At 70.0% G+C, this 26,188-nt stretch carries 17 protein-coding genes; 16 read left to right on the plus strand and 1 reads right to left on the minus strand.

Annotation, left to right across the window (positions count from 1 at the left end):
• The first annotated feature begins 108 nt into the window (after window positions 1-108).
• The 16 genes from AB0N07_RS09335 to AB0N07_RS09410 all read left to right on the plus strand — a co-directional run bounded on the left by AB0N07_RS09335 (window position 109) and on the right by AB0N07_RS09410 (window position 25,074).
• Window positions 109-657, plus strand: a complete 549-nt coding sequence (locus AB0N07_RS09335; RefSeq protein WP_365833649.1) for an alpha-ketoglutarate-dependent dioxygenase AlkB — start codon at window positions 109-111, stop codon at window positions 655-657.
• Window positions 658-693: 36 nt separating this feature from the next.
• Window positions 694-1,935 carry an ROK family protein gene (locus tag AB0N07_RS09340; protein ID WP_365833620.1) on the plus strand — a complete coding sequence of 414 codons (1,242 nt, stop codon included), beginning with the start codon at window positions 694-696 and terminating at the stop codon, window positions 1,933-1,935.
• A gap of 691 nt (window positions 1,936-2,626) precedes the next feature.
• Window positions 2,627-4,126: an arabinofuranosidase catalytic domain-containing protein gene (locus tag AB0N07_RS09345; protein ID WP_365833650.1), complete on the plus strand. Its 1,500-nt coding sequence runs from the start codon at window positions 2,627-2,629 to the stop codon at window positions 4,124-4,126.
• Between the two features lie 104 nt (window positions 4,127-4,230).
• A complete protein-coding gene (locus AB0N07_RS09350) occupies window positions 4,231-6,681 on the plus strand; it encodes an RICIN domain-containing protein (protein WP_365833621.1) in 2,451 nt (816 codons plus the stop codon).
• Window positions 6,682-6,738: 57 nt separating this feature from the next.
• Window positions 6,739-7,887 carry a ricin-type beta-trefoil lectin domain protein gene (locus AB0N07_RS09355; RefSeq protein ID WP_365833622.1) on the plus strand — a complete coding sequence of 383 codons (1,149 nt, stop codon included), beginning with the start codon at window positions 6,739-6,741 and terminating at the stop codon, window positions 7,885-7,887.
• Between the two features lie 74 nt (window positions 7,888-7,961).
• Window positions 7,962-9,437 (plus strand): endo-1,4-beta-xylanase, encoded by a 1,476-nt coding sequence (locus AB0N07_RS09360; RefSeq protein ID WP_365833623.1) that lies wholly within the window; start codon window positions 7,962-7,964, stop codon window positions 9,435-9,437.
• 394 nt (window positions 9,438-9,831) lie between these two features.
• Window positions 9,832-11,250: an arabinofuranosidase catalytic domain-containing protein gene (locus AB0N07_RS09365; RefSeq protein WP_365833651.1), complete on the plus strand. Its 1,419-nt coding sequence runs from the start codon at window positions 9,832-9,834 to the stop codon at window positions 11,248-11,250.
• Window positions 11,251-11,303: 53 nt separating this feature from the next.
• Window positions 11,304-12,941: a ricin-type beta-trefoil lectin domain protein gene (locus AB0N07_RS09370; RefSeq protein WP_365833624.1), complete on the plus strand. Its 1,638-nt coding sequence runs from the start codon at window positions 11,304-11,306 to the stop codon at window positions 12,939-12,941.
• A 71-nt stretch (window positions 12,942-13,012) separates the two neighbouring features.
• Window positions 13,013-14,551 carry an arabinofuranosidase catalytic domain-containing protein gene (locus tag AB0N07_RS09375; RefSeq protein ID WP_365833625.1) on the plus strand — a complete coding sequence of 513 codons (1,539 nt, stop codon included), beginning with the start codon at window positions 13,013-13,015 and terminating at the stop codon, window positions 14,549-14,551.
• 102 nt (window positions 14,552-14,653) lie between these two features.
• Complete coding sequence (locus AB0N07_RS09380) at window positions 14,654-16,486, plus strand: RICIN domain-containing protein (protein ID WP_365833626.1); 1,833 nt, start codon at window positions 14,654-14,656, stop codon at window positions 16,484-16,486.
• A 54-nt stretch (window positions 16,487-16,540) separates the two neighbouring features.
• Window positions 16,541-18,949 carry a ricin-type beta-trefoil lectin domain protein gene (locus AB0N07_RS09385; protein ID WP_365833627.1) on the plus strand — a complete coding sequence of 803 codons (2,409 nt, stop codon included), beginning with the start codon at window positions 16,541-16,543 and terminating at the stop codon, window positions 18,947-18,949.
• Between the two features lie 52 nt (window positions 18,950-19,001).
• The gene (locus AB0N07_RS09390; protein WP_365833628.1) at window positions 19,002-20,984 is read left to right on the plus strand and encodes an alpha-L-fucosidase; all 1,983 of its coding nucleotides are present in this window, start codon (window positions 19,002-19,004) and stop codon (window positions 20,982-20,984) included.
• Between the two features lie 45 nt (window positions 20,985-21,029).
• On the plus strand, window positions 21,030-22,352 hold the full coding sequence (locus AB0N07_RS09395; protein WP_365833629.1) for a ricin-type beta-trefoil lectin domain protein: 1,323 nt from the start codon (window positions 21,030-21,032) through the stop codon (window positions 22,350-22,352).
• Between the two features lie 85 nt (window positions 22,353-22,437).
• A complete protein-coding gene (locus AB0N07_RS09400) occupies window positions 22,438-22,893 on the plus strand; it encodes an RpiB/LacA/LacB family sugar-phosphate isomerase (RefSeq protein WP_365833630.1) in 456 nt (151 codons plus the stop codon).
• A gap of 76 nt (window positions 22,894-22,969) precedes the next feature.
• Complete coding sequence (locus AB0N07_RS09405; protein ID WP_365833631.1) at window positions 22,970-24,121, plus strand: carbohydrate kinase; 1,152 nt, start codon at window positions 22,970-22,972, stop codon at window positions 24,119-24,121.
• Window positions 24,118-25,074: a pseudouridine-5'-phosphate glycosidase gene (locus AB0N07_RS09410; RefSeq protein ID WP_365833632.1), complete on the plus strand. Its 957-nt coding sequence runs from the start codon at window positions 24,118-24,120 to the stop codon at window positions 25,072-25,074. The genes AB0N07_RS09405 and AB0N07_RS09410 overlap by 4 nt, the downstream gene beginning before the upstream one ends.
• A 395-nt stretch (window positions 25,075-25,469) precedes the next feature.
• Here the strand turns inward: AB0N07_RS09410 and AB0N07_RS09415 are convergent, their stop codons facing one another.
• Complete coding sequence (locus AB0N07_RS09415; protein WP_365833633.1) at window positions 25,470-26,030, minus strand: DUF308 domain-containing protein; 561 nt, start codon at window positions 26,028-26,030, stop codon at window positions 25,470-25,472.
• Between the last annotated feature and the right edge of the window lie 158 nt (window positions 26,031-26,188).

The following is a 26,188-nucleotide window of genomic DNA, read 5'->3' on the forward strand; positions in this document are numbered from 1 at the left end:
GGGAGAATGGGCGACATGGATGCCGAGCTGTTCCCACGGGAGCGCACGCAGGTTGCGCCCGGCGCGGTGCACGTGCCCGGCTGGCTGGCCGCGGACGCCTAGCGGGAGCTGCTGGACGCCTGTCGCGGGTGGGCGCGCCCACCGGCCGGCCTGCGCACGGTGCGCACTCCCGGCGGCGGCACGATGACCGCCCGGCAGGTCTGCCTGGGCCGGCACTGGTACCCGTACGGCTACGCCCGCACGGCGGTCGACGGTGACGGTGCTCCGGTGAAGCCGTTTCCGGGTTGGCTCGGCGAGCTGGGGCGGCGGGCGGTGCTGGAGACACTCGGCGAACCGGCGGCACCGTACGACATCGCACTGATCAACTTCTACGACGCCGAAGCCCGCATGGGCATGCACCGCGACAGCGACGAGAAGGCCGACGCACCGGTGGTCTCCCTGAGCCTGGGCGACACCTGCGTCTTCCGCTTCGGCAACACCGAGACCCGCACGAAGCCCTACACGGATCTCGAGCTGCGCAGCGGCGACCTGTTCGTGTTCGGCGGACCGTCCCGGCCGGCCCACCACGGGGTGCCGCGCGTGTACGCGGGCACCGCGCCCCCGGAGTTGGGGCTGGCAGGACGGCTGAACATCACGCTCCGGGTCAGCGGCCTGTAGCCCGCTGTAACTGCGGATCATGGGAGACTCGCCCTCATGAGCGGCAAGGCGGACCCCCGGCCGACGGGGGAAGGGACCACCTCGAGAACGCGGTTGGACCGGGGGCGCGGTGCGCTCGGTCCCGCGTTGGAGCTCGTGCACACCGGGCGCGCGCCCACGAGGGCGGTGCTCACCGCCGAGCTGGGCGTCACGCGGGCCACGGCCGGAGCGGTCGCCGCCGAACTGGAGGCCCTCGGGCTGATCCGGGTCGACGCCCGGCCCGGCGCGGCGGCCGGCTCGCAGGGCCGTCCCTCGCACCGGCTCGCGGTCGCCGAGGACGGCCCGGTCGTCCTCGCCGCGCAGGTGCATGCCGACGGATTCCGGGCGGCGCTGGTGGGTCTCGGCGGCCGTATCGTCGCCACCGCACCCGGCTGCGAGACCGTCGATGCCGACCCGGCGAAGGTCCTCGGCTCCGTCGTGGAGGCGGGCGCCGAGCTGCTGCACTCGACGGGACGGCGCTGCGTCGGCGCCGGACTCGCCGTGCCCTCCGCGGTCGCCGAACCGGACGGGCTCGCCCTCAACCCCCTGCACCTGGCCTGGCCCGCCGGTGCGCCGGTCCGCCGGATCTTCGCGGAGTGCGTGCGCGAGGCCGGCATCAGTGGGCCCGCCTTCGCAGGCAACGACGTCAACCTCGCCGCCCTCGCCGAGCACCGGCACGGCGCGGGCCGCGGCGCCCGGGACCTGCTGTGCGTGGCCACTGGCCACCGGGGCGTGGGCGGTGCCCTGGTCCTGGACGGCCGCCTGCACATGGGCAGTTCGGGCCTGGCCCTGGAGGTCGGCCACCTCACCGTCAACCCCGAGGGCCGCCCCTGTCACTGCGGCAGCCGCGGCTGCCTCGATGTCGAGGCCGATCCGCTGGCCCTGCTCACGGCCGCGGGCCGCGACCCCGGCCCCGAGGTCAACCTCCTCCGCCAGGCCAATGACCTGATCCGCCACCACTACGACGATCCCGCCATCCGCACCGCCGCCGAGGCCCTCATCGACCGTCTCGGCCTCGGCCTCGCGGGTCTGGTCAACATCCTCAACCCCGACCGCATCATCCTCGGCGGCCTCCACCGCACCCTCCTGGACGCCGACCCCGAGCGCCTGCGCGCCGTCGTCGCCGACCGCAGCCTGTGGGGCCAGAGCGGGGGAGTGCCCATCCTGGCCTGCACCCTCGACCACAACAGCCTGGTCGGCGCGGCAGAGTTGGCGTGGCAGCCGGTACTGGACGATCCGCTCGGGGTGCTCAACCAGTAGGGGAGCAGCGCTGGAACGCGTTGCTGGCTCGTCGAGCTGCCGGCAGTGGCATACGTCCGAGTCGCACTCGGCGCCCCGAGGTGTGGGCGAATCGGTTCGACGCAAGCGCTTCGACGGGACGTCATGACTGGCTGTGTGCCGGTCAACGGCGTGTCCCGGCGCAAATTGCGTCAGCGACGCGCGGGTGCGGCGCGACAGCTTCGGTCAGCGCCCTGTGACCTGGCTCTCCGCGGCCCGGTCTACCGACGACATACCTGCTCACCAGCATGATCGTGAGACCTGTGGAGGATCCGGGCCGCACCCCCACCTCCCCCCGGCAGGCGGTGGCGCCGTGGTCCGACTGCCGCCACATCGCAACTTTTCGACGGCGCCGACGGCTTGCGCACCACAGGAATCAGCAGTCGAATCGATTCCGCAACACCGTTCGCAGCACAGGGCTTTGTGCCCTTGACACCCCCCACGACACCGGGAGCCCTGGCTCCCCCTGAAACCTCTCTGCAATCCCCTGGCAATACCGCACGTTCGAGCGCTTCCGCTTCTGTCAGCGCCACCGCCACAACCCGACCGGGTTGCGCCGGCACGGTAGGGAGATCAGATGGGAACCACACGTACCAGACGCCGCCTGCCTTTCGGACGCGGCGGCGTCCAGCGGTTGTGCGCAGCGCTTCGGCACCGTGGCACGCCGGACGGCATGCCGCTGCGGGCAGACGCGCCTTCGCCGGGCCGCTCGGTCCGCACTCGCTGGAAGACAGTCGCCCGGGCGGGGGCCGCGGCCGCGCTCGTCGCCGGGGCGCTGGCCGGGGCCACAGCCACGGCCGGGACGGCCCGGGCCGCCACGTCCGGCCCGTGCGACATCTACGCCGCAGGCGGTACGCCCTGCGTGGCGGCGCACAGCACGACACGCGCCCTGTACGCCTCCTACAACGGGCCGCTCTACCAGGTCCGGCGTGCCTCGGACAACACCACGACGAACATCGGAGTCCTGAGCGCGGGCGGATACGCCGACGCCGCCGCCCAGGACTCGTTCTGCTCGGGGACGAGCTGCCTGATCACGATCATCTACGACCAGTCGGGCCGCGGGAACAATCTCACCCAGGCGCCCGGGGGCGGCGCCGCGGGCGGACCCGACAACCTCGCGAACGCGACCGCGGCGCCGACCACGGTGGGCGGCCACAAGGCGTACGGCGTCTTCGTGGCGCCCGGCACCGGCTACCGCAACAACCACACCAACGGTATCGCGACCGGGGACAACCCCGAGGGCATGTACGCGATCTTCGACGGCACGCACTACAACGGCGGCTGCTGCTTCGACTACGGCAACGCCGAGACGGACAGCAACGACGACGGCAACGGCACGATGGAGGCCATCTACTTCGGCAACATCAAGGTATGGGGCTACGGCAGCGGCAACGGCCCCTGGATCATGGCCGACCTCGAAAACGGCCTGTTCTCCGGCGTCAACCAGCACTACAACGCCAATGATCCGACCATCAACTACCGCTACACGACCGCCATCATCAAGGGCGGCCCGAACCACTGGGCGATCCGCGGCGGCAACGCGCAGTCCGGCGGCCTGTCCACCTTCTACGACGGTGTCCGGCCCAACGTCTCCGGCTACAACCCGATGCGCAAGCAGGGGGCCATCATCCTCGGCACCGGCGGCGACAACAGCAAGGGCGCCCAAGGCACCTTCTACGAGGGCGTGATGACCTCCGGCTACCCGTCGGACGCCACCGAGGACGCCGTCCAGGCCAACATCACCGCGGCCGGATACAGCAATGCCTCCGGCGGCACGGGCACGGGCGCGCTGCACGCGGTGGGCGCGGGCAAGTGCCTGGACGTGCCCAACTCGTCCACCACGGCCGGTACGCAGCTGCAGATCTGGGACTGCAGCGGTGGCGCCAACCAGACCTGGACGCGCACGTCCTCGGGCCAGCTGACCGTCTACAGCGGCAGCAGCCAGATGTGCCTGGACGCCTACAACAACCAGACGTCCGCCGGCACCAAGGTGGTGACCTGGCCCTGCAACGGCGGTGCCAACCAGCAGTGGCAGGTGAACTCCGACGGGACCGTCACGGGCGTCCAGTCCGGTCTCTGCCTCGACGTCACCGGCGCCTCCACCGCCAACGGCGCCCTCGCCGAACTGTGGACCTGCAACGGCGGGTCCAACCAGCAGTGGCGCCTGAACTGACCTGAAGGGCCCCGGCCCGAGGCCGGCTCGCCGCCGGTCTCGGGCCGCGCACCACCGCGTGACAGCCAGCACAGGACCACAAGCGTCACCACCGGAGGATGACGATGTCCAGAGCCAGAGCGCTCCGCGGCCTGTGGGCCACCCCCATGGCGCTGCTCGCCCTGCTGGCCTGCGGGCCGGCCACGGCCGGGGTCGCCCACGCGGAGACGGTCGAGCGTGCGGCGGTGGCCGCCGACCTGTACGTGGCGCCGGACGCGGCGCCCGGTGGTGACGGCAGCGCCGCGCATCCCTTCGCCGCCCTCGACCAGGCGCAGCAGCCCGCGCACAAGCTGTCGGCCGACACGGACGTCGTCGTCCATCTGGCGGGCGGCACCTACCGGCTGTCCAGGCCTTTGGCCTTCGGCTCCGGCGACGGCGGCCAGAACGGTCACACCATCACCTACCAGGCCGCGTCCGGTCAGCAGCCGGTGGTGTCCGGCGCCCAACAGATCACTGGTTGGCAGGTCCATGACCAGGCGAAAGGCATCTGGTCCGTCCACGTAGGTACGGGCATCAACACCCGCCAGCTGTACGTGAACGGCAAGGAGGCGCCGCGGGCGGCGATCCAGGTGCCCCGCTCCGCCTTCGCCTTCACCCAGACCGGCCTGACCGTCACCGACTCCTCCCTCGACTACCTGGCCGGCCTCTCGGACCAGAACCACATGGAGGTCGAGAGCCTCAACTCCTTCACCGACCGCTACGCCCCGGTCCAGTCCATGAGCGGCAGGACCATCACGATGCAGCAGCCCGCATGGAACAACAACTCCTGGGGCTACGACACCATCAACGCGCCGTTCGCCGGCGGGACGATGTACCTGGAGAACAACTACGCGTTCCTGCAGCAGGCCGGACAGTGGTACCTCGACTCGTCCGCCGGCGATCTGTACTACCGCGCCCAGACGGGCCAGAACCCGAACAGCCTCGACGTCGAACTGCCCCGGCTGCAGAGCCTGCTCGGCATCAGCGGCAGCTACGGCGCACCGGCGACCGGGCTCGCCTTCAGCGGCATCCGGTTCACGGGAACCTCCTGGCTCGGACCCAGCGGACCCGACGGCTACGCGGACCAGCAGAGCGGCGCGCACATCACCGGCGCCTACCCGATGCCGGACAACTGGCTGAGCAGCTGCAAGTCGGGATGCACCCAGTTCGAGGCCACCCGCAACCGCTGGGCGCAGATGCCCGCGGCCGTCCAGGTCTCGGCCGCCGGCGGCATCACCTTCTCCGGCAACACCTTCTCCGAGCTCGGACAGGCCGGGCTCGGCGTGGGCAACGACGGCGTCGCCAACGCCTCCGGCACCGGACTCGGCGCGAACGGCGTCACCATCACCGGCAACACGTTCACCGACACCGCGGGCAGCGGCATCCAGGTCGGCGGGATCCAGCCGGACGCGCACCATCCCAGCAACCCGCAGATGACCAACCAGAACATCACCATCAGCAACAACAAGGTCAGCGGCGTGGGCACCGACTACAAGGAGACCGCCGCGATCCTGTCCACGTACGTCACGAACGCGACGATCACCCACAACCAGTGCGACCACCTGCCCTACGACGGGATCGACATCGGGTGGGGCTGGGGCGCCAACGACCCGGGCGGCAGCCAGGACTACGTGAACCGGGGCACGTACAACTACCAGCCCGTCTACACCACTCCGACGACGTTGAAGAACAACACCGTCTCCCACAACCTGATCTACGACACCAAGAACGCGATGTTCGACGGCGGCAGCATCTACAACCTGTCGGCGAACCCCGGCTCGGTGATCTCCGAGAACTACATGTACGACAACCACCGCACCACCGCGCTCTACCTCGACGAGGGCTCCCGGTACCTGAAGGTGTCCAACAACGTGGTTCAGGACGCGGGCAATTGGGCGCTCACCAACGCCAACGCCAACAACCACACGGACGACAGCACGTTCTCCGGCAACTGGTACAACGGCGGCAACACGTACGTGGCCACCGGCCCGCCGCACAACAACGTCCTGACCGGCAACGTCCAGGTCAGCGGCACCAGTTGGCCGCAGGGCGCGCAGCAGGTCATCCAGCAGGCGGGCGTTCAGGCCCCGGGTGGCGGTGGCGGCTTCCCCACCGGTTACCACCAGTTGGTGATCGGCAGCGACAGCCTGTGCCTCGACGTGTACGGCAGCTCCGGCAGTGCGGGCGCCGCGATCGACCAGTGGACCTGCAACGGGCAGAGCAACCAGCAGTTCCAGTTCGTGCCGGTCTCCGGAGGTTACGGGCAGCTGCAGGCGCAGAACTCCGGCCTGGCGGTGGGGGTTTCGGGCAGCCTCACGGCCTCCGGTACGCCCGACATCGTGCAGCAGGCCCCGAGCGGAGCGACCGGTGCCCTGTGGCTGCCGGTACGGCAGTCCGACGGCTCGTACTCCTTCCAGAACCAGAACAGCGGCCTGTGCCTGGACGTCTACGGCGGCGGCAGCAACCTCGGCCGGCAACTCGACCAATGGCCCTGCAAGAACACGACCGGCAGCAACCAGGACTTCACTCCGCGCTGACCGACTCACCCGCTCGTTCAACCCCACCCACTGTCCCGCACCCAGTGAGGAACACAGATGAAGAAGTCCACGGCACTCCTGGCCGTCGCTCTGACGGCAGCGATCGGCACCGGCACCGCGTTGCCCGCGGCGGCCGCCACCGGCACCGGATCACCGGCCGCTGCCGCACGGGCCGCCGCGGCGCCCACAACCCTGCGCCTGATGCCGTTGGGCGACTCGATCACCTGGGGCGTCGGCAGCTCCTCCGGTAACGGCTACCGGGGCTTCCTGTGGAACCAGTTGGCGAACGACGGGCATGCCCTGGACTTCGTGGGGTCGGGCCGCAACGGCACGATGTCCGACCCGGACAACGAAGGCCACTCCGGCTGGCACATCAGTGAGATAGCCGGCATCGCGGACTCCGTGCTGGCCCGGTACCGACCCAACGTGATCACTCTGGAGATCGGCACCAATGACCTGAACGGCGGCTCCCAGGCCGATCCCGCCGCCGACCGGCTCCATGCGCTCATCGACCAGATCACGGCCGACGCCCCTGACGCGACCGTCCTCGTCGGCACCGTGATCGTCTCCACCAGCAGCACCGAGGAGGCCACCCGCCCCGCGTTCAACTCCAGGCTGCCCGGCATCGTCCAGGCCGAGCAGGCCGCCGGCAAGCATGTACGCCTGGTGGACATGAGCGCTGTGACCACCGCGGATCTGTCCGACCCCTACCACCCCAACGACAACGGCTACAGCAAAATGGCGGACGCCTTCCACGCCGGAGTCCAGGCCGCCGACGCGGCAGGCTGGATCAAGCCGCCGGTATCCGTGGGCGCGCCGGTGCGCTCCGGGGTCGCGGGGAAGTGCCTGGACGTCAACGGCGGCAACAGCGCCAACGGGACCGCGGTGCAGATCTGGTCCTGCAACGGCGCCGATGCGCAGGCCTGGTCCGCGCGCTCGGACGGCACCTTGCGAGCGCTCGGGAAGTGCCTCGACGCCACGGGCGGTGGTACCGCCAACGGCACCAAGATCGAGATCTGGGACTGCAACGGCGGCAGCAACCAGCAATGGCAGGCGTACAACGGCGGTTACCGCAACCCGGTCTCCGGCCGCTGTCTCGACGACCCCGGCGCGTCTGCCACCGACGGTACGCAACTGGTCCTGTGGGACTGCAACGGCGGAGCCAACCAGCAGTGGAGCGCACTGCCGGTCAGCTCGGCCCAGTGACCGGCCCGACTCGCGACCCCGGCACCGGCTTGTGATCGGTGCTCCCCCCACACACACAAGGAGAAGGATCCGTCATGTTCTGGCTCAACGCAGAGCCCCGTTCGCGCAAGGCCTTGGCCCTGGCCGGGGTACTGGCAGCCGGCACGGCTCTGGCCCTGGCCGGTCCGGCGAACCCCGCCGCCCACGCGGCCTCCGGCACCCTGGGCGCGGCAGCGGCCGACAGCGGCCGCTACTTCGGCACAGCCGTGGCCGCGGGCCGCCTCGGAGACTCGACGTACTCCGCCATTCTCGACCGGGAGTTCAACATGATCACCCCGGAGAACGAGATGAAGTGGGACACCACCGAACCGTCCCGCGGCAACTTCAACTTCGGGCCCGGCGACCAGATCGTCAGCCATGCCGCCGCGCACGGTCAGCGGATGCGCGGGCACACGCTCGTCTGGCACTCCCAACTCCCGTCCTGGGTCAGCTCCATCAGGGATGCGAACACCCTGCGCGGCGTGATGGACAACCACATCACCACCGAGATGAACCATTTCAAGGGCAGGATCTACGCCTGGGACGTGGTCAACGAGGCGTTCGCCGACGACGGCAGCGGCCGGCACCGCAGTTCGGTCTTCCAGGACGTGCTGGGCGACGGCTTCATCGAGGAGGCGTTCCGCACCGCCCGGAACGTCGACCCGGCGGCCAAGCTCTGCTACAACGACTACAACATCGAGAACTGGTCCGACGCCAAGACCCAGGGCGTCTACAACATGGTGCGCGACTTCAAGTCCCGGGGCGTGCCCATCGACTGCGTCGGCTTCCAGTCCCACTTCGGCACCGGCGGCCCGCCCGCGAGCTTCCAGACCACCCTGTCCAACTTCGCCGCGCTCGGCGTCGACGTACAGATAACCGAGCTGGACATCGCGCAGGCGCCGGCAAGCGCCTACGCGAACACCGTCAAGGCGTGCATGAACGTCGCGCGTTGCACCGGTATCACCGTGTGGGGCATCCGGGACAGCGACTCCTGGCGCAGCGGCGAGAACCCGCTGCTGTTCGACAACAACGGCAACAAGAAGCCCGCCTACGACGCGGTCCTGTCCGCGCTGGGCGGCGGCACCCAGAACCCGGGCGGCGGCATCGTCTCGGGCCAGGTGTACCAGGTGAGCGTGGCCTCCGCGGGGCGGGTGCTGGACGTGCCGAGCGGGCAGACCGGGAACGGCACGCCGGTGCAGGTCTGGGACGCCAACGGGAGCGCCGCGAACCAGCAGTGGCGGGCGAACCAGAACAGCGACGGCTCGTACACGCTGACCAACATCGCCAGTGGGCGGGTGCTGGACGAGCCAGGTGGCCAGACCGGCAACGGCACGCGCCTGACGATCTGGGACAACAACGGCGGTGCGAACCAGCACTGGCGGGCCACCCAGAACGGCGACGGTTCGTACACCCTGGTCAACGTGGCCTCCGGCCGGGCGTTGGAGGTTCCGGCCGGCCAGGGCGCCAACGGGAGTCCCGTCCAGGTCTGGGACACCAACGGCGGTGCCAACCAGCACTGGAACCTCAGGTGAGGTGATCGGGGGCCCGTCCCCGCGTCCGGCACGGCAGCCGTCGCCGGACGCGGGTTTCGGCATGCCCTCACAACCGTCCGACCAGGACCAAGACATGGGATGTATCCCGCCTTGGGTCGCCAAGACAGGTCTATTGACAGGGAGATGGGGCTGTGGGATCACTATGCGTCATGGGATGTCTGAGTGTTCCCTGTGGGCGCTCCAGCGCGCGCTGACGGGAACGGTCGACGCCCCTTCCGAGCACCTTCGGACAGGCACGGCACTCTCCGTCCCCTTTCCCCCGCAGATCCGAGGACACAGAATGCAGCCTCTATCCGCTCCGCCCTGCCGCCCCGCGGCTCGTGTCCCACGCTTACCGGCGGCCGCAGCCGTATGCGTGACGGCACTGCTGGCCATGCTGCTGGCGTCCGCACCGACCTGGTCGGCGCCGGCGTCCGCGGCAGCCCTGGTGAGCGCGGCGTCGGGGCGGTGCCTGGACGTCAAGGGCAATGTCGACACGTCGGGCACGGCGCTGGAGATCTGGGACTGCAACGACCAGGCCAACCAGGCGTTCGCGTTCACGTCGGCGGGCGAGCTGCGGACGATGAACGGCACCCGCTGCGTGGACGCCTACGACAACCGGACGGCTCCCGGGGCCCCGGTGGTCATCAGGCCGTGCGACGGGCGGCCGACCCAGAGGTGGCAGCAGAACTCCGACGGGTCCGTCACCGGTGTCGCCGCCGGATTCTGCCTGGACGTCAGCGGCGCGGGCACCGCCGACGGCACCGCCGTCGTCCTGTGGACCTGCAACGGCCAGAGCAACCAGAAGTGGGCGACCGCGTCGATCCCGCAGCCGCCGTCCGGCGGGTCGGGCCGCCCGTGCGACCTCTACGCCGCAGGCGGTACGCCGTGTGTGGCCGCGCACAGCACGGTGCGGGCGCTCTACGGCTCGTACAACGGCTCTCTCTACCAGGTCAGGCGCTCCTCGGACAACGCCACCCGGGACATCGGCGTGCTGACGCCCGGCGGTTTCGCCGACGCCGCGGCGCAGGACTCGTTCTGTGCGGGCACCACCTGCGTGATCACCGCCGTCCGCGACCAGTCGGGGCACGGCAACGACCTGTGGTACCAGGGTTCGGCCCAGGTCCCGGGCTCGGGTCAGAGCAGCCCCGCGAAGGCGACCTCCGAGTCGCTGACCGCCGGGGGCACCAAGGCGTACTCGCTGTACATCAACCCCGGCAACAGCTACTGGCGGGACGGTCACCTGACGGGCGTGCCGACCGGTGCCGCACCCGAAGGGGCGTACATGGTGACCAGCGGCACCCACGTGAACAACGGCTGCTGCTTCGACTACGGCAACAGCGAGACGACCAGGAAGGCCGACGCCGCCGGGGCGATGGACGCCATCAACTTCGGTACCGAGTGCTGGTTCGGCGGCTGCTCGGGAAGCGGTCCCTGGGTGCAGGCCGACCTCGAATGGGGCCTGTACCCGGGCGGCAGCCAGTCCTGGAACCCCAACCAGCGGGCGTTCCCGAGCAAGTTCGTCACGGCGATGCTGAAGAACAACGGCACGTCGAGGTTGGCCCTCAAGGGCGGCAACGCCCAGTCGGGCGGCCTGACCACCCTGTGGGACGGCGGGCTTCCCGGCGGATACAGCCCCATGAAGAAACAAGGGGCCATCGTCCTGGGCAGCGGCGGCGACTGCTGCAAGCCCGGCGGCGGCGCCAACCTGAGCGCCGGCACCTTCTACGAGGGAGCCGTCGTCGCCGGCTACCCCTCCGACGCCACCGACGACGCGGTGCAGGCCGACATCACTGCCGCCGGCTATCGCTGAACGCCTTTCAGTCCCCAACTCGCCCCAGGAGCGGATGACTTATGCCCATGACCATGTCGAGAACCAGGCGTCTTCGGCCGCTGCCCCCGCTGCGGTCCCTGCGCAGAACCCTGGCGCTCACGTTCTCGGCCTTGCTGCTCACCCTGGCCGCCCCTGTGCTCTCGCTCAGCACGGCGCAGCCGGCCGCGGCGCTCGGCAACGGGCTCGCGCCCACCCCGCAGATGGGTTTCAACGACTGGAACGCGTACGGCTGCAACGTCTCCGAGTCACTGATCAAGTCCACCGCGCAGGCGATGCACACCAACGGCATGCAGGCGGCGGGCTATTCGTACGTCAACATCGACGACTGCTGGATGACCAACAACCGCGACTCCGGCGGCCACCTGGTGCCGGACCCGGCCAAGTTCCCCGACGGCATCAAGGGCACCGCGGACTACGTGCACTCGCTCGGGCTGAAGCTCGGGATCTACGAGTCCGCCGGCACCGCGACCTGCGCGGGCTTCCCGGGCAGCCTCGGGCACGAGACCACGGACGCACAGTCGTTCGCGTCGTGGGGCGTGGACTATCTGAAGTACGACAACTGCAACAACAACGGAGTGCCGGCGCAGACCCGCTACACCGCGATGCGGGACGCCCTGGCGGCCACCGGCCGGCCGATCCTGTACAGCCTGTGCAACTGGGGCCAGGAGAACGTGTGGACCTGGGGCGCGGACGTGGGCAACAGCTGGCGCACCACCGGGGACATCAGCCCGAACTTCTCCAGCATGCTGTCGATCTTCCACAGCAATGTCGGACTGGCCTCCTACGCCGGACCCGGCCACTGGAACGACCCGGACATGCTGGAGGTCGGCAACGGCTCGATGACGGCCACCGAGAGCCGCAGCGAGTTCAGTCTGTGGGCGGAGATGGCCGCGCCGCTGATCGCGGGCACCAACATCCCCTCGGCCAGTGCGGACACCCTGTCCACGCTGACCAACTCCCGGGTGATCGCGGTCGACCAGGATTCCCTCGGCAAACAGGGCACCATGGTGTCGTCCTCGGGCGGCCTGGACGTGCTTGCGAAGCCGCTGGCGGGCGGAGACGTGTCGGTGGCGCTGTTCAACGAGACCGGTTCCACGGCGACCATCACCACCACCGCGGCCGCGATCGGCAAGACCGGGGCGTCCGCCTACACCCTGACCGACCTGTGGTCGGGGGCGTCCTCCACCACCTCCGGCACGATCAGCGCCTCGGTCCCGGCACACGGCACGGTGATGTACCGGGTCGCGGGGGGCAGCAGCGGCGGAGGCACCGGCGTGACCGGTGAGCTGCACGCGGTCGGCGCGGGCAAGTGCCTGGACGTACCGAACTCCACCACGACCGCCGGTACCCAGGTGGAGATCTGGAGCTGCAACGGCGGCGCCAACCAGACCTGGACGCACACCGTCTCCAACCAGCTCACCGTCTACTCCGGCAGCGGTCAGATGTGCCTGGACGCCTACAACAACCAGACCACACCGGGGACGAAGGTGGAGATCTGGCAGTGCAACGGCCAGAGCAACCAGCAGTGGTCGCTGAACTCCGACGGCACGATCACCGGCGTCCAGTCCGGCCTGTGCCTCGATGTCACGGGCGGGGCCACGGCTGACGGAACCCTCGCCGAGCTGTGGACCTGCAACGGCGGCAGCGGTCAGCGCTGGACGCTGGGATGACTCGCCCCTCCCTCAGCCACGGGCAGCTTCGGTGCCGTCAGCGCGGCGGCACCACCGCAGAGGAGGCCTCCATGCCCCGATCAGCGGCAGATCGCCGGCACAGGCGATTCCCCGCCGTGCTCCTGATCATCCTGGCGCTGGCCCTGGCCGGGCTCGGCACACCGGCGTTCGCCACATCCCCGCGGACCGGCACGCCCGCCGGCATCCGACCGGCGGCGGTGAGCGCCTCCGCGGCCGACACGCCGCTTCCCTGCGACATCTATGCCGCGGGCGGCACGCCGTGCGTGACGGCGCACTCCACGACCAGGGCGCTGTTCGCGGCGTACAACGGGCCGCTCTACCAGATCCAGCGGTCCTCCGACCACGGCTACCGTGACATCGGGTTGCTCGCCGCGGGCGGGTACGCCGACGCCGCGTCCCAGGTGTCGTTCTGCGCGGGCACCTCGTGCACGATCACGAAGATCTACGACCAGACCGCCAAGCACAACGACCTGCCGATCTCCTGGGGCGGCTACTGGAAAGGCCCCGGCCCGAACGGCTCCGACGTCGGGGCGGACGCCATGGCCCTGCCGGTCACGGCGGCCGGCCACCAGGTCTTCGGCGTCAAGGTGAACCAAGGCGTCGGCTACCGGATCGACCACGCGAATGGTGTGGCCACCGGATCCCAGCCCGAGGGCATCTACATGGTGACCTCGTCGAACTACACCAACCAGTGGTGCTGCTTCGACTACGGCAGCGGTGAGAACTCCCACACCGACACCGGCAACGCCACCATGAACGCCATCTACTGGGGCAACGCCTGCTGGTTCGGCGGCTGCACCGGCAGCGGCCCGTGGGTCGAGGCCGACCTGGAGAACGGCATGTTCCACACCAACACCGGCTCCAACAAGGACCCGAACAACCAGGGCGTGCACTACCCGTTCGTCAGCGCGTGGGAGAAGAACAACGGCACCAGCAACTTCACTCTCAAATACGGAAACGGTGCCGGTGGCGGCCTGACCACCACCTTCTCCGGACCCCTGCCGAACGGCTACTCGCCGATGAAGGCCGACAATTCGGTGCTGCTCGGCACGGGCGGCGACAACAGCGTCTCGGGCGTCGGCGAGTTCTTCGAGGGCGCGATGACCGCGGGCTACCCCTCCGACGCCACCGAGAACGCCGTCCAGGCGAGCATCACCGCCGCCGGCTACGGCACGGGAAGCGGCGGGGGCGGCACGACGGGCGCGCTGCACGCCGTGGGCGCGGGCAAGTGCCTGGAGGTGCCGGGCGGGTCCACGACGCCGGGCACACAGACGCAGATCCGGGACTGCACAGGGGCGGCGAACCAGTCCTGGGCCCAGAGCGCTTCCCACGAGCTGGCCGTCTCCGTCGGCGGCAGCCGCCTGTGCCTGGACGCCTCCGGGCAGGGCACCAGCTCCGGTACCAAGGTCATCACCTGGACCTGCAACGGCCAGAGCAACCAGCAGTGGACGCTCAACGCCGACGGCAGCGTCACCGGCGCCCAGTCCGGCCTGTGCCTGGACGTGACCGGCGCCGCCACCGCCAACGGCACCCCCGTACAGCTGTGGACCTGCAACGGCCAGTCCAACCAGAAGTGGTCCATGAGCTGACCCGTCCAGTGACCTCGCGCCCGACTCCGGGGCGGCATCCGACCGCCGCCCCGGCAGGCCGCCGCGCCGCAGCGCAGCGGCGCCCACCCGCAGGAGGATCGGATGAGGAGCAGAGCGAGACCCCGCGGCCCGGTACTGGTGGCCGTCATCGTCCTGGCACTCGTGTCGGCGCTGCTGTCGACGGCCCCGAGTCAGGCGGCCTCGGCCACGTCGCTGAGCGTGAACCTGGCGTCGACGCGCGGGCCGTCGACCGGCGTGGGGGAGGGGTTCCTCTACGGCATCAGCGAAGACGGCAGCCAACCCGTCGACCAGTACCTCCAGCCGCTGGGGATCAACGCCTTCCGCGGCGGCGGATGGTTCTCCGGCGGCTGGATCAAGGACGGCTACCAGTACGGCTCGGCCACCAGGGCCGACCTCGACTCCATCATCGCGCAGGCGAAGCGGCTCACCCGTCCGCCGTACCACGCCCAGTACCAGGTGCTGGTCAGCGACATCTACGGCGCGAACGGCGGCCAGCCGTCCAACACGAAATACCCGTGCGACAACGGCGACTGCTCGAACTGGATCAGCTTCATCGACTCCACGGTGGGCGCGCTGCAGGCCTCGGGCCTGACGTTCTCGTACGACATCTGGAACGAGCCGGACATCTCCGTCTTCTGGACCCGGGGTGTCAACAGCACCCAGTACTTCCAGATGTGGGACAGCGCCTATCGGGAGATCCGGCGCATCGCGCCCGGCGCGCAGATCGTGGGACCTTCCCTCGCATTCACCCCGCAGCGCAACCCGGGTGAATGGCAGGCCTGGCTCGCGCATGTGAAGGCGGCCGGGACGGTCCCGGACATGATCACCAACCACAACGAGGGCGATGTCGACGACCCCGTCACCGTCGCCCAGAGCCTCCGCAACGCCCTGAGCTCGGCGGGCATCGGCCCGTTGCCGCTGTCCTCGAACGAGTACCAGCCGGCCGACCGGCAGACGGCCGGGGTGACGGCCTGGTACCTGGCGCGGTTCGCGCAGTCCGGGTACACCAACGCGATGCGCGGCAACTGGGTGTGCTGCGTCACCCCCAACCTCACGGGGGTCCTCACCCAGAGCGGGGGCACCTGGCAGCCGACCGGCAACTGGTGGGCGCTTCGCGACTACGCCGACATGACCGGCACCCTCGTCGACACCTCCGGCCAGGTCGGCTCGACGGCGATCGCGGCCTCCGAGGACCCCGCCAACCAACGTGCGGTGGCCGTCATCGGCGACTCGAACGGCTACACCGGCGCCGCGTCCGTGACCTTCAACGGGCTGTCGTCCCTGCCCTGGCTGACGAATGCCGGAAGCGTGCACATCACCGTCCACCGCATCCCGGACCAGGCGCCGCTGGGCGCGCCGCAGACCGTCTACGACCAGAACGTGAGCGCCTCGGGCGGCTCGATCACCGTGCCGTTCACGTTCCAGGGCGCGCACGACGCCTTCGCCGTCCAGCTGACCCCGGGCTCGTCCGGCGGCGGCGGTTATCCGGACGGTTACCACCAACTCGTCGTCGCCAACAGCAACTTGTGCCTGGACGTGTACGGCAGCTCCGGCAGTGCGGGCGCCGCGATCGACCAGTGGACCTGCAACGGGCAGGGCAACCAGCAGTTCCAGTTCGTGCCGGCCTCGGGCGGCTACGGCGAACTGCGCACCCAGAGCTCGGGGTTGGACGTCGCGGTCGCCGGGAGCTCCACGGCGGCGGGCACCCCGGACATCGTCCAGCAGGCTCCCGGCACGGCGGCCAACGGCCTGTGGCTGCCGGTGCGCCAGTCCGACGGCTCGTACGCGTTCCAGAACCGCAACAGCGGGCTGTGCCTGGACGTCTACGGCGCCGGCAGCAACGCGGGCCAACAGCTCGACCAGTGGCCCTGCAAGAACGCGCCCGGCACCAACCAGGACTTCCTCGTCCGCTGAACCGTTCGCCCACCGCACCGGCGGCGGACACCCCGACCTGCGAAAGGAACCACCGTGTCAGCATTCAGACGGCTGCTGCGGCGCCTGCGCGCCTCGACGGCCGTGCTCGCGGGCCTCGTCCTGTCGGTCGGCGGCCTCGTGGGCACGGCTGCCGCTCCGGCCCAGGCCGCCACATCCATCACCGTCAACGGCACCTCCGGCGGCCGGACCTTCGACGGCGTCGGCGCGATCAGCGGCGGAGGCGGCAACAGCAGGCTCCTGATCGACTACCCCGAGCCCCAGCGCGGCCAGATCCTCGACTACCTCTTCAAGCCCGGCTACGGCGCCTCCCTGCAGATCCTCAAGGCCGAGGTCGGCGGGGACACCAACTCCACCTCGGGAGCCGAGCCCAGCCACCAGCACACCCGCTCCGACCTGAACTGCGACCGGGGCTACGAGTGGTGGCTGATGGAGCAGGCCAAGGCGCGCAACCCGAACATCAAGCTGTACGGGCTCGCGTGGGGCGCCCCGGGCTGGATCGGCGGCGGGAACTTCTGGTCCACCGACATGGTCGACTACCTGGTCTCGTGGCTCGGTTGTGCCAAACAGCACGGACTGTCCATCGACTACCTCGGCGGATGGAACGAGCGAGGCTACAACGTCTCGTGGTACGAGCAGCTGCGCAGCGCGCTCAACGCCAACGGCTACGGCAGCGTCAAGATCGTCGCGGCCGACTCGGACTGGGCCGTGGCGAACGACGTCAACTCCAACCAGGCGTTCGCCGCCGCCGTCGGCGTCATCGGCACCCACTACCCCTGCGGCTACCGGTCCTCCCAGTCCACCTGTTCGGTGCCGTCGGCCGCCACGTCGTCCGGCAAGCCGCTGTGGGCGAGTGAGAACGGCTCGGACGACTACAACGGTGGAGCGCCGGCCATGGCCCGCGGCATCAACCGCGGATACATCGACGGCCGCATGACCGCGTACCTCAACTGGCCGGTGGTCGCCGCTATCACACCCAACCTGCCCTATCCCACCATGGGGCTCGCGCTGGCCTCGCAGCCGTGGTCGGGACACTACGCGATCGGCAAGAACACCTGGGTGATGGCGCACACCAGCCAGTTCACCGCTCCCGGGTGGCACTACCTCGACTCCTCCAGCGGCTACATCGGCGGCAACCGCAACAACGGCAGCTATGTCTCGCTGAAGTCCACCGACAACGCCGACTACTCCACGGTCATCGAGACGATGGACGCCGGCAGCGCCCAGACGTTGAACTTCAACGTCACCGGAGGGCTGTCCACCGGAACCGTCCACGTCTGGTCGACGGACGTCGACTCCGGCAATCCCGCCGACTACTTCGTGCACACCACGGACCTCACCCCGTCCGGCGGCGGTTTCAGCCTGACCGTACAGCCCCACCACGTCTACACCCTGACCACCACGACGGGTCAGGGCAAGGGCACCGCCACCGCTCCCGCCCAGGGGGCGATGAGCCTGCCTTACAGCGACTCCTTCGACGGCTACACCAGCGGCAGCGAGGCGAAATACCTCATGGACTGGCAGGGCGCCTTCGAGGTGGCGGGCTGCGGCGGCGGCCGCAGCGGCAAGTGCGTGCGCCAGATGAGCCCGCAGAAGCCGATCACCTGGGACGCGCTGTCCGATCCGCACGCCCTGCTCGGTGACGTGGGCTGGGGCAACTACACCGTCTCGTCCGACGTGCTGCTCGAACAGCCGGGATACGCCGAGCTGATCGGCCGCGCGAACGGGCAGGACTACACCAGCACGGGCCAGCTCAACGCCTACCACCTGCGGGTGAGTGACACCGGGGCCTGGTCGATCCTGAACTCGGGCACCAACGGCAGTGTCTCCACCCTCGCCCGCGGCACGGTCGCGGCGCTGGGCACCAACCGGTGGCACACGCTGTCACTCGCCTTCTCGGGCACGACCCTCACCGCCGTCATCGACGGTGCCACGGTCGGTTCCGTGAGCGACCGCACCTGGGCCGGAGGACAGGTCGGCTATGCGACCAGCCAGGGCGAGACCGCACAGTTCGACAACCTCGCCCTCACTCCCGGCAGCGGGGGATCCGGCGGCGGCACGGTCGGCTCGATCGTCGGCGTCGGCTCCAGCAGGTGCGTGGACGTGCCCAACCAGTCGCAGACCTCCGGCACCCAGGTCGAGCTGTGGGACTGCAACGGGGGCGCCAACCAGCAGTGGACCAGCACCTCCGCCGGTGAACTGCGGGTCTACGGCAACTCCTGTCTGGACGCCGCGAGTGGTGGTACCGCCCCAGGCACCAAGGTCGACATCTGGACCTGTGACGGCAGCGCGAACCAGCAGTGGAAGCTCAACGCCGACGGCACGACCACCGGTGTCCGGTCCGGCCTGTGCCTGGACGCCACCGGTGCGGGAACGGCCAACGGCACTCTGCTGGAGCTGTGGACCTGCACCGGCGCCGACAACCAGAAGTGGACGCGCAACTGACCCGGTGACGGACGAGATCACCCACCCCCTCGACGACGCTGAGAGGCTCCGCATGACTTCCTCCCCCCTCCCGATCAGCCGACGCCGGCTGCTGGCGGCGACCGGCGCTGCCGCGGCCTTCGGCCTGCTGCGGTTCGCCCCCGAGGCCGCCGCGACCGTCGGCCCCTCCAGCTACACCGCGACCTGGCCCTCCGTGGACCAGCACCCCCCGGCCGCGGCCTGGTTCCAGGACGCCAAGTTCGGCATCTACTACCACTGGGGCGTCTTCAGCGTCCCCGCGTTCGGCAACGAGTGGTATCCGCGCAACATGTACATCGGCGGCTCGGCCGAGAACAATCACCACATCGCCACATACGGAGACCCCTCGGTGTGGCCGTACAACAACTTCATCGACGGCGCCCGCGACAAGGCCGGCAACTTCGTGCAGTTCGCCCCCAAGCTGGCGTCCCAGGGCGGTAGTTGGGACCCGGACGCCTGGGCCCGGCTGTTCAAGGCCGCGGGCGCCAGGTTCGCCGGCCCGGTCGCCGAGCACCACGACGGCTTCTCCATGTGGAACAGCCGCGCCAACCCGTGGAACTCGGTCCGGCACGGACCCAGACTCGACCTCGTGGGGCTGCACGCGCAGGCCATCCGCGGGCAGGGCCTGAAGTTCATGGCCTCCCTCCACCACGCCTACCACTTCAACGGCTACTACGACCACGTGCCGAACCAGTCGGACCCGACCCTGCGCATCCTCTTCGGCCAGCAGGGCTCGGCCGCCGAGAACCAGCTCTGGTACGACAAGCTGGTCGAGGTCATCGACGGCTACCAACCCGACCTGCTCTGGCAGGACTTCGACCTCAACCTGGTGCAGGAATCGGACCGGCTCCAGTTCCTCGCGTACTACTACAACCGGGCCGTCGCCTGGAACAAGGACGTCGTCGCCACCTACAAGGACGGCCTCGACAACAAGGGCGAGGTCTTCGACTTCGAGCGCGGCGGCCCGGCAGGGCTGCTCACCCCGTACTGGCTGACCGACGACAGCATCTCCTCCTCCAGCTGGTGCTACACGGTGGGCATCGGCTACTACTCGACGCAGGCGCTGCTGCACTCGCTGGTCGACCGGGTCAGCAAGGGCGGCACCATGCTGCTGAACATCGCCCCGATGGCCGACGGCACCATCCCCTCCGGGCAGCAGTCGATCCTGCTCGGCATGGGCGACTGGCTCGGCCGCTTCGGAGAGGCGGTCTACGGCACCCGCTCCTGGACCAGTTACGGCGAGGGCCCCACCAAGATGGGCGGAGGTTCCTTCAGCGGACCGGTGGCCGGCAAACCGCAGGACGTCCGGTTCACCCGCAGCCAGGACAACAAGGTCCTCTACGTCACCGCGCTGGGGTGGCAGGGCGGCACCATGACCGTCACCACGCTCAACTCCAACCAGATCAACCTCAGCAGCCTGACCGGCGCCCAACTGCTGGGCAACGCCGCCGGCACCTACATCAACCTGCCCGCCCCGACCCAGGACGCCTCGGGCCTGCATCTGGCCATGCCCTCGGCCAACCCGCCGTTCACCGCCCTGGCGTACACGGTCAAGCTCACCTTCTCCGGAGAGATCCCCGTCCTCGGCGCACCGGGCGGCTCCACGACCTGGGTGAAGATCGCCAACGTGACCAGCGGACTGGTGCTCGACAGCGGAGGCAACGTCGCCTCCGGCTCCAACCTCAAGCAGTGGAACTACGACGGCAGCACCAACCTGCAGTGGCAGCTCATCGACCTCGGCAACGGCTACCACCGCATCGTGAACCGCACCAACGGCATGGTCGCCGACAGTTACGGCAATTCCGCCAACGGCGCTCCCGCCCGCCAGCAGGCGTGGAACGGCGGCAACAACCAGCAGTGGTCGCTGGTCGGGCTCGGCGACAACCGCTACCAGATCGTCAACCGCGGCACCGGCACCGCCCTCGACGGCAGCGGCAGCACCACGGCCGGATCCACCACCGTGCTGTGGACGCCGAACTCCAGCACCAACAACGCATGGACCATCACCGCCCTCTGAAGTCGACTACGGAAGAAGGTGTGTATGAAACGCAAACCGCTCTTAATGTCCCTCGTGGCTGCGGTACTCCTCGTCCTGACCACTGCGGGCACCTCGTTCAGCAGTGGCCTGGGCGCGCCCGCCCCGGCCACGAAGACCGCCGCCGCGGCGGCGAGCACCGGCTGCGGCAAGGCCCCGGCGCTGACGAGTGGTAACCACACGATCCAGAGCGGCGGCCAGACGCGCAGTTACATCCTGCGGGTGCCGGCCGGCTACGACAACAACCACCCCTACCGGCTGATCTTCGGCTTCCACTGGCGGGGCGGCACAGCAAACGACGTCGACTCGGGCGGAACGGACGGATACAACTGGTCCTACTACGGCCTCAGGCGCCTGGCGGACAGCGCGAACAACAGCACGATCTTCGTCGCTCCCCAGGGCAACGGCAACGGCTGGGCCAACCCCGGCGGCCAGGACGTGGCCTTCGTCGACGCCATGGTCAGCCAGATCGAATCAGGCCTGTGCGTCGACACCACCCAGTTGTTCTCCGCCGGCTTCAGCTACGGCGGCGCGATGTCCTACGCCCTCGCCTGCTCCCGGGCGACGGTCTTCCGCGCGGTCGCGGTCTACTCCGGCGCGAACCTCAGCGGCTGCGACGGCGGCACTCAGCCCATCGCCTACATGGGACTGCACGGCCTCAGGGACAACGTGCTGCCCATCCAGTCGGGACGAGACCTGCGCGACACCTTCGTCCGGAACAACGGCTGCACCCCGCAGAACCCGCCCGAGCCGGCCTACGGAAGCCTGACGCACATCATCACCACCTACTCCGGGTGCAGGTCCGGATACCCCGTCGTCTGGGCCGCCTTCGACGGAGCGGGCCACGACCCCGGTCCCATCGACGGTTCCACCGGTGACGGCTGGCGCACCTGGACGTCGGCAGCGGTGTGGCAGTTCTTCACCCAGTTCGGCTCGAACCAGCCGCCGCCACCGCCGCCCTCCGGCAACCAGGAGGTCGTCGGCCAGCAGTCGGGGCGCTGCCTCGACATCAACAACTCCACCACGGCCAACGGCACGCAGGCGCAGCTGTGGGACTGCAACGGCGGCTCCAACCAACGGTGGACACTCTCCGCCGGAAAGCAGCTGGTCGTCTACGGCAACAAGTGCCTGGGTGTCGGCCAGTCCGCGGGCAACGGCACCGCCGCGGCCATCTGGGACTGCAGTGGACAGGTGGACCAGCAGTGGAACACCAATCCCGACGGCACGATCACAGCCGCGCAGTCGGGGCTCTGCCTGGACGCCAGCGGCCAAGGGACCGCCAACGGGACGAAAGTCCAGCTGTGGAGCTGCTCGGGCGGTGCGAACCAGCACTGGCGCCTGCAGAACTGACCCACCGGGGCCAGGCCCGCACGGCACCGTGCGGGCCTGGCCCCGCAGAGGGGGCGTGGACAGCGGCCGACGTTAGGCTCCGACCATGCGGATCTCCGTTTCCTCGGACATGGACGAACCCGTGGCGCGCTCGCTCGTCGCGGAACTGGGCAGGCGCGGCCACGAGGTCGTACCCCATGGGGCGCTGAGCCCCGGGGACGACTCCCAGTGGGCCGCGTGCTCGGAGGCCGCGGCCCGCGAGGTCGCCGAGGGAAGCTCCGACCAGGCGGTCGTGTGCTGCTGGACCGGCACCGGCGCGTCCATCGCCGCGAACAAGGTGCCCGGCGTACGGGCCGCCCTGTGCGCCGACGCGTACACGGCGGACGGCGCCCGCCGCTGGAACGACGCCAATGTGCTGGCGCTCAGCCTGCGCCTGACGTCCGAGCCACTGCTCAAGGAGATCCTCGACGCCTGGTTCGCGGCGCAGCCCAGCCAGGACGCCGAGGACCTGGAGAACGTGGAGCGCGTGGAACGGCTCGACAACGGCAGGTCCGCCGACTGACAGAGCGCACCGCCCGGGCAGGATCCCCACGATCACCTCTTGCTTACTCCAATAAAGGCGCTTTAGTTTGGTCAGCATGATGTTGACCCAGCGGGAGCGCGAGATCATCGCGCTGCTGCGCCGCGACCCGCTGGCCGGGCCGCAGGCGATCGCCGACGCCCTCGGCAGCACCCGGGCCGCGGTGAACGTGCACCTGTCCAACCTGGGCAAGAAGGGCGCCATCCTCGGCCGCGGCTACATCCTCCGCGAGGAGAACGCCGTCGTGGTCGTCGGCGGGGCCAACGTGGACGTGAAGGTACGCAGCCTCGCCCCCGTACGGCAGCGCACCAGCAACCCGGGGCGGGCCGGCACCACCGCGGGCGGTGTGGGCCGCAACATCGCGGAGAACCTGGCGCGGCTGGGCACCCCGACCCATCTGATCGCCGCCGTCGGCCGGGACGCGGCGGGCGAGCGGCTCCTCGCCGAGACCGCGGCCGCCGGGGTGCGCCTCGACCACGTGCACCGCAGCGCCCACCCGACGGGGACGTACACGGCGGTCCTCGACGCCGACGGGGACCTGGTCGTCGCGGTTGCGGACATGGCGGCCACCGAGGCTCTGGCACCCGAGGACCTGCAGCCGGCCCGTGAGCTGATCGCCCACGCCGACATGCTGGTCCTGGACGGCAATCTGCCCGCCGAGGTGCTGGCCCACGCGATGGACGTCGCGCAGCCAGCCGCCGTACCGGTGGTGATCGACCCGGTCAGCGCCCCCAAGGCGGCTCTGCTCGCACCGCTGCTCACCGCCCGCCGCCCGGTCTTCGCCCTCACCCCGAACCTCGACGAACTGCGGGCCCTGCTCGGCCACCCCGTCGGTGACAGCGAGGCCGAGGTGACGGCCGCCGCCGACACGCTGCACGCGCGCGGGGTGCGCCATGTGTGGGTACGGCTGGGGGCGCGCGGCAGTGTGCTGAGCACCGCGGGCGAGGAGGCGGCCTTCCTGCCCGCGCCGCCCGCGGAGGTCGCCGACGTCACCGGCGCCGGGGACGCGATGCTCGCCGCGTTCGTCCACGCCCTGCTGGCCGGCGGCGACCCGGTGGACGCCGCCCGCTACGGCCACGCGGCCGCGGCCCTGACGGTGCAGAGCCCGGCGACGGTGCGCCCCGACCTGACCCCGCGTCTGATCGAGGACGCACAGACCGACCCGACCGAACCGAACGACCTGAACGATCCGATGCGGAGCCAGAGATGACCACGCCCACCCCCGCCCCGACTCCCGCGACCCCCGTCCCGCACCCGCGTCTCGTGCTGACCGACGAGGTCCGCGAGGCGCTGCGCGACGGGCGTCCCGTCGTGGCGCTGGAGTCGACGATCATCAGCCACGGCATGCCGTACCCACAGAACGTGCAGATGGCCGTGGAGGTCGAGCAGATCATTCGCGACGGCGGCGCCGTCCCCGCGACGATCGCCGTCCTGCACGGCCGGCCCCACATCGGGCTGAACCAGGCGGACCTGGAGCTCCTCGCGACCGCGCCGGACGTCACCAAGGCCAGCGTCCGCGACCTCGCCTACGTCATCGCACGCGGCACCCACGGCGCGACGACCGTCGCCGCGACCATGCGGCTGGCCGCGCTCGCCGGCATCCGTACGTTCGTCACCGGCGGCATCGGCGGGGTACACCGCGGCGCGCCGACGACGTTCGACATCAGCGCCGACCTGACCGAACTGGCCGCGACCGGCGTCGCGGTGATCAGCGCGGGCGTCAAGAGCATCCTCGACATCGGCCTGACCCTGGAGACCCTGGAGACCCTGGGCGTCCCGGTCCTGACCTACGGCACGGACGAGTTCCCGGCGTTCTACTCGCGCCGCAGCGGCTTCGCCTCACCCATGCGCGTGGACTCGCCCGCCGAGATCGCCGCCGTGATGCACGCCCGCTGGGACCTCGGCATCCCCGGCGGCGTCAGCATCGCCAACCCCGTGCCCGAGGACGAGGAGGTCCCGGCCGAGCGCATGGACGGCGTCATCGCCCAGGCCCTCGTCGAGATGGACAAGGCGGGCATCACCGGCAAGGACACCACCCCCTACCTCCTCGGCCGGATCGTCGAGCTCACCGGCGGCGAGAGCCTGCGCACCAACATCGCGCTGGTCAAGAACAACGCCCGGCTCGGCGCGCGCATCGCCGTCGAGTACGCCAAGCTCGGCTGAGACCCCGCGGCGGCTCACAGGCTCCACGGGGCCGGACCACGCCGGTGCCGCAGCCCAGGGCGACCGGCGTCAACAGCCCTTCGTGACCGTCCGGTTCACAGGCCACCTCCGGTCGCGAGTCGGCCTAAGAGCAAGATCGCCCACCTGGCTGCCGGGCATTCGGCAGCCGAACGCCCGGCGGACAAAGCCCTGTTGACGGCCTTCGGCATTCATCCGGTGCACGAGTCCCTGGCCGCGGCGGTGAAACTGCGGCCGTCCGTGGACATCTCCGTGTCCTGGCCGGATGGGCCCGATGTCTGGGCGACGCCTGCAAGGCCCGCCCGGTCGCCCGATCCCTGAACGCGTACGACCGCTGGTCCGGCGCGGGCCGGTGCGGTGGCTCCGGCGGTCGACGGTCAATGCTTTTCGCGTCGGCCGCGGATGCTCAGGGCGATGCCGGAGACGAGGAACCAGAAGGCACCGAAGGCCGAGTATCCGGCGACGGAGGACAGGCTGCTGGTCGCCGAGGCGGACATGGCAGCGAAGGAGATACCGGCCAGGACGGACAGTCCGCCGCTGATGACCATGGGCCACTGGGCACCGACGGTGCGTCGGCGCCGGATCGCCACGGCGAGCTGGATCGCCCCGGAAAGGAGGGCCCAGATGCCGAACACGAGCAGGGTCGTCCCGATGGTGGTGAAGACGGCGGCGATCATCCCGGCGACGGTGGCGAGGCCGACAGCGATGTTGGTGGTGCCGACGCGGTCCGTGGAGCCGTCGCCTGCCATGCGACGCTCGAGGAGCGTGGCGATGACGTCCCACAGGGGGTAGATGACGAGCAGCACGGCCGCGATCGTCGTGGGCCTGTCCGGCGACACGAGCGAGGCGGAGGTCGTGACGACGAGTGCCACCCAGATCAGGGAGAAGGCGACTCGGATCAGGTGGAGCCGTCGGAGCCCGGCGGAGGACGTCGTCATGGTCGTGGTCGTACTCGAAGTCACAGCGGTCTGAGTCATCGGGTGTCCCGTTTGTGATCGTGGTGGTGTGAGACGGTCGCCTCGATGAGGAGTCTCAGCGGCCTCGGAAGGGGCCGCGTACTTCGAACGAAGTAGTTCTGCCATCGACCTTGGATCGA

The organism is Streptomyces sp. NPDC051172 (assembly GCF_040682555.1).
Taxonomy (GTDB): Bacteria; Actinomycetota; Actinomycetes; order Streptomycetales; family Streptomycetaceae; genus Streptomyces.

Coding starts and splice junctions, on each gene's coding strand:
- AB0N07_RS09410 (WP_365833632.1), top strand. CDS start 24,118: ATGACCACGCCCACCCCCGCCCCGACTCCCGCGACCCCCGTCCCGCAC.
- AB0N07_RS09345 (WP_365833650.1), top strand. CDS start 2,627: ATGCCGCTGCGGGCAGACGCGCCTTCGCCGGGCCGCTCGGTCCGCACT.
- AB0N07_RS09390 (WP_365833628.1), top strand. CDS start 19,002: ATGACTTCCTCCCCCCTCCCGATCAGCCGACGCCGGCTGCTGGCGGCG.
- AB0N07_RS09355 (WP_365833622.1), top strand. CDS start 6,739: ATGAAGAAGTCCACGGCACTCCTGGCCGTCGCTCTGACGGCAGCGATC.
- AB0N07_RS09350 (WP_365833621.1), top strand. CDS start 4,231: ATGTCCAGAGCCAGAGCGCTCCGCGGCCTGTGGGCCACCCCCATGGCG.
- AB0N07_RS09340 (WP_365833620.1), top strand. CDS start 694: ATGAGCGGCAAGGCGGACCCCCGGCCGACGGGGGAAGGGACCACCTCG.
- AB0N07_RS09360 (WP_365833623.1), top strand. CDS start 7,962: ATGTTCTGGCTCAACGCAGAGCCCCGTTCGCGCAAGGCCTTGGCCCTG.
- AB0N07_RS09395 (WP_365833629.1), top strand. CDS start 21,030: ATGTCCCTCGTGGCTGCGGTACTCCTCGTCCTGACCACTGCGGGCACC.
- AB0N07_RS09380 (WP_365833626.1), top strand. CDS start 14,654: ATGAGGAGCAGAGCGAGACCCCGCGGCCCGGTACTGGTGGCCGTCATC.
- AB0N07_RS09370 (WP_365833624.1), top strand. CDS start 11,304: ATGTCGAGAACCAGGCGTCTTCGGCCGCTGCCCCCGCTGCGGTCCCTG.
- AB0N07_RS09415 (WP_365833633.1), bottom strand. CDS start 26,030: ATGACGACGTCCTCCGCCGGGCTCCGACGGCTCCACCTGATCCGAGTC.
- AB0N07_RS09405 (WP_365833631.1), top strand. CDS start 22,970: ATGATGTTGACCCAGCGGGAGCGCGAGATCATCGCGCTGCTGCGCCGC.
- AB0N07_RS09365 (WP_365833651.1), top strand. CDS start 9,832: ATGCTGCTGGCGTCCGCACCGACCTGGTCGGCGCCGGCGTCCGCGGCA.
- AB0N07_RS09400 (WP_365833630.1), top strand. CDS start 22,438: ATGCGGATCTCCGTTTCCTCGGACATGGACGAACCCGTGGCGCGCTCG.
- AB0N07_RS09375 (WP_365833625.1), top strand. CDS start 13,013: ATGCCCCGATCAGCGGCAGATCGCCGGCACAGGCGATTCCCCGCCGTG.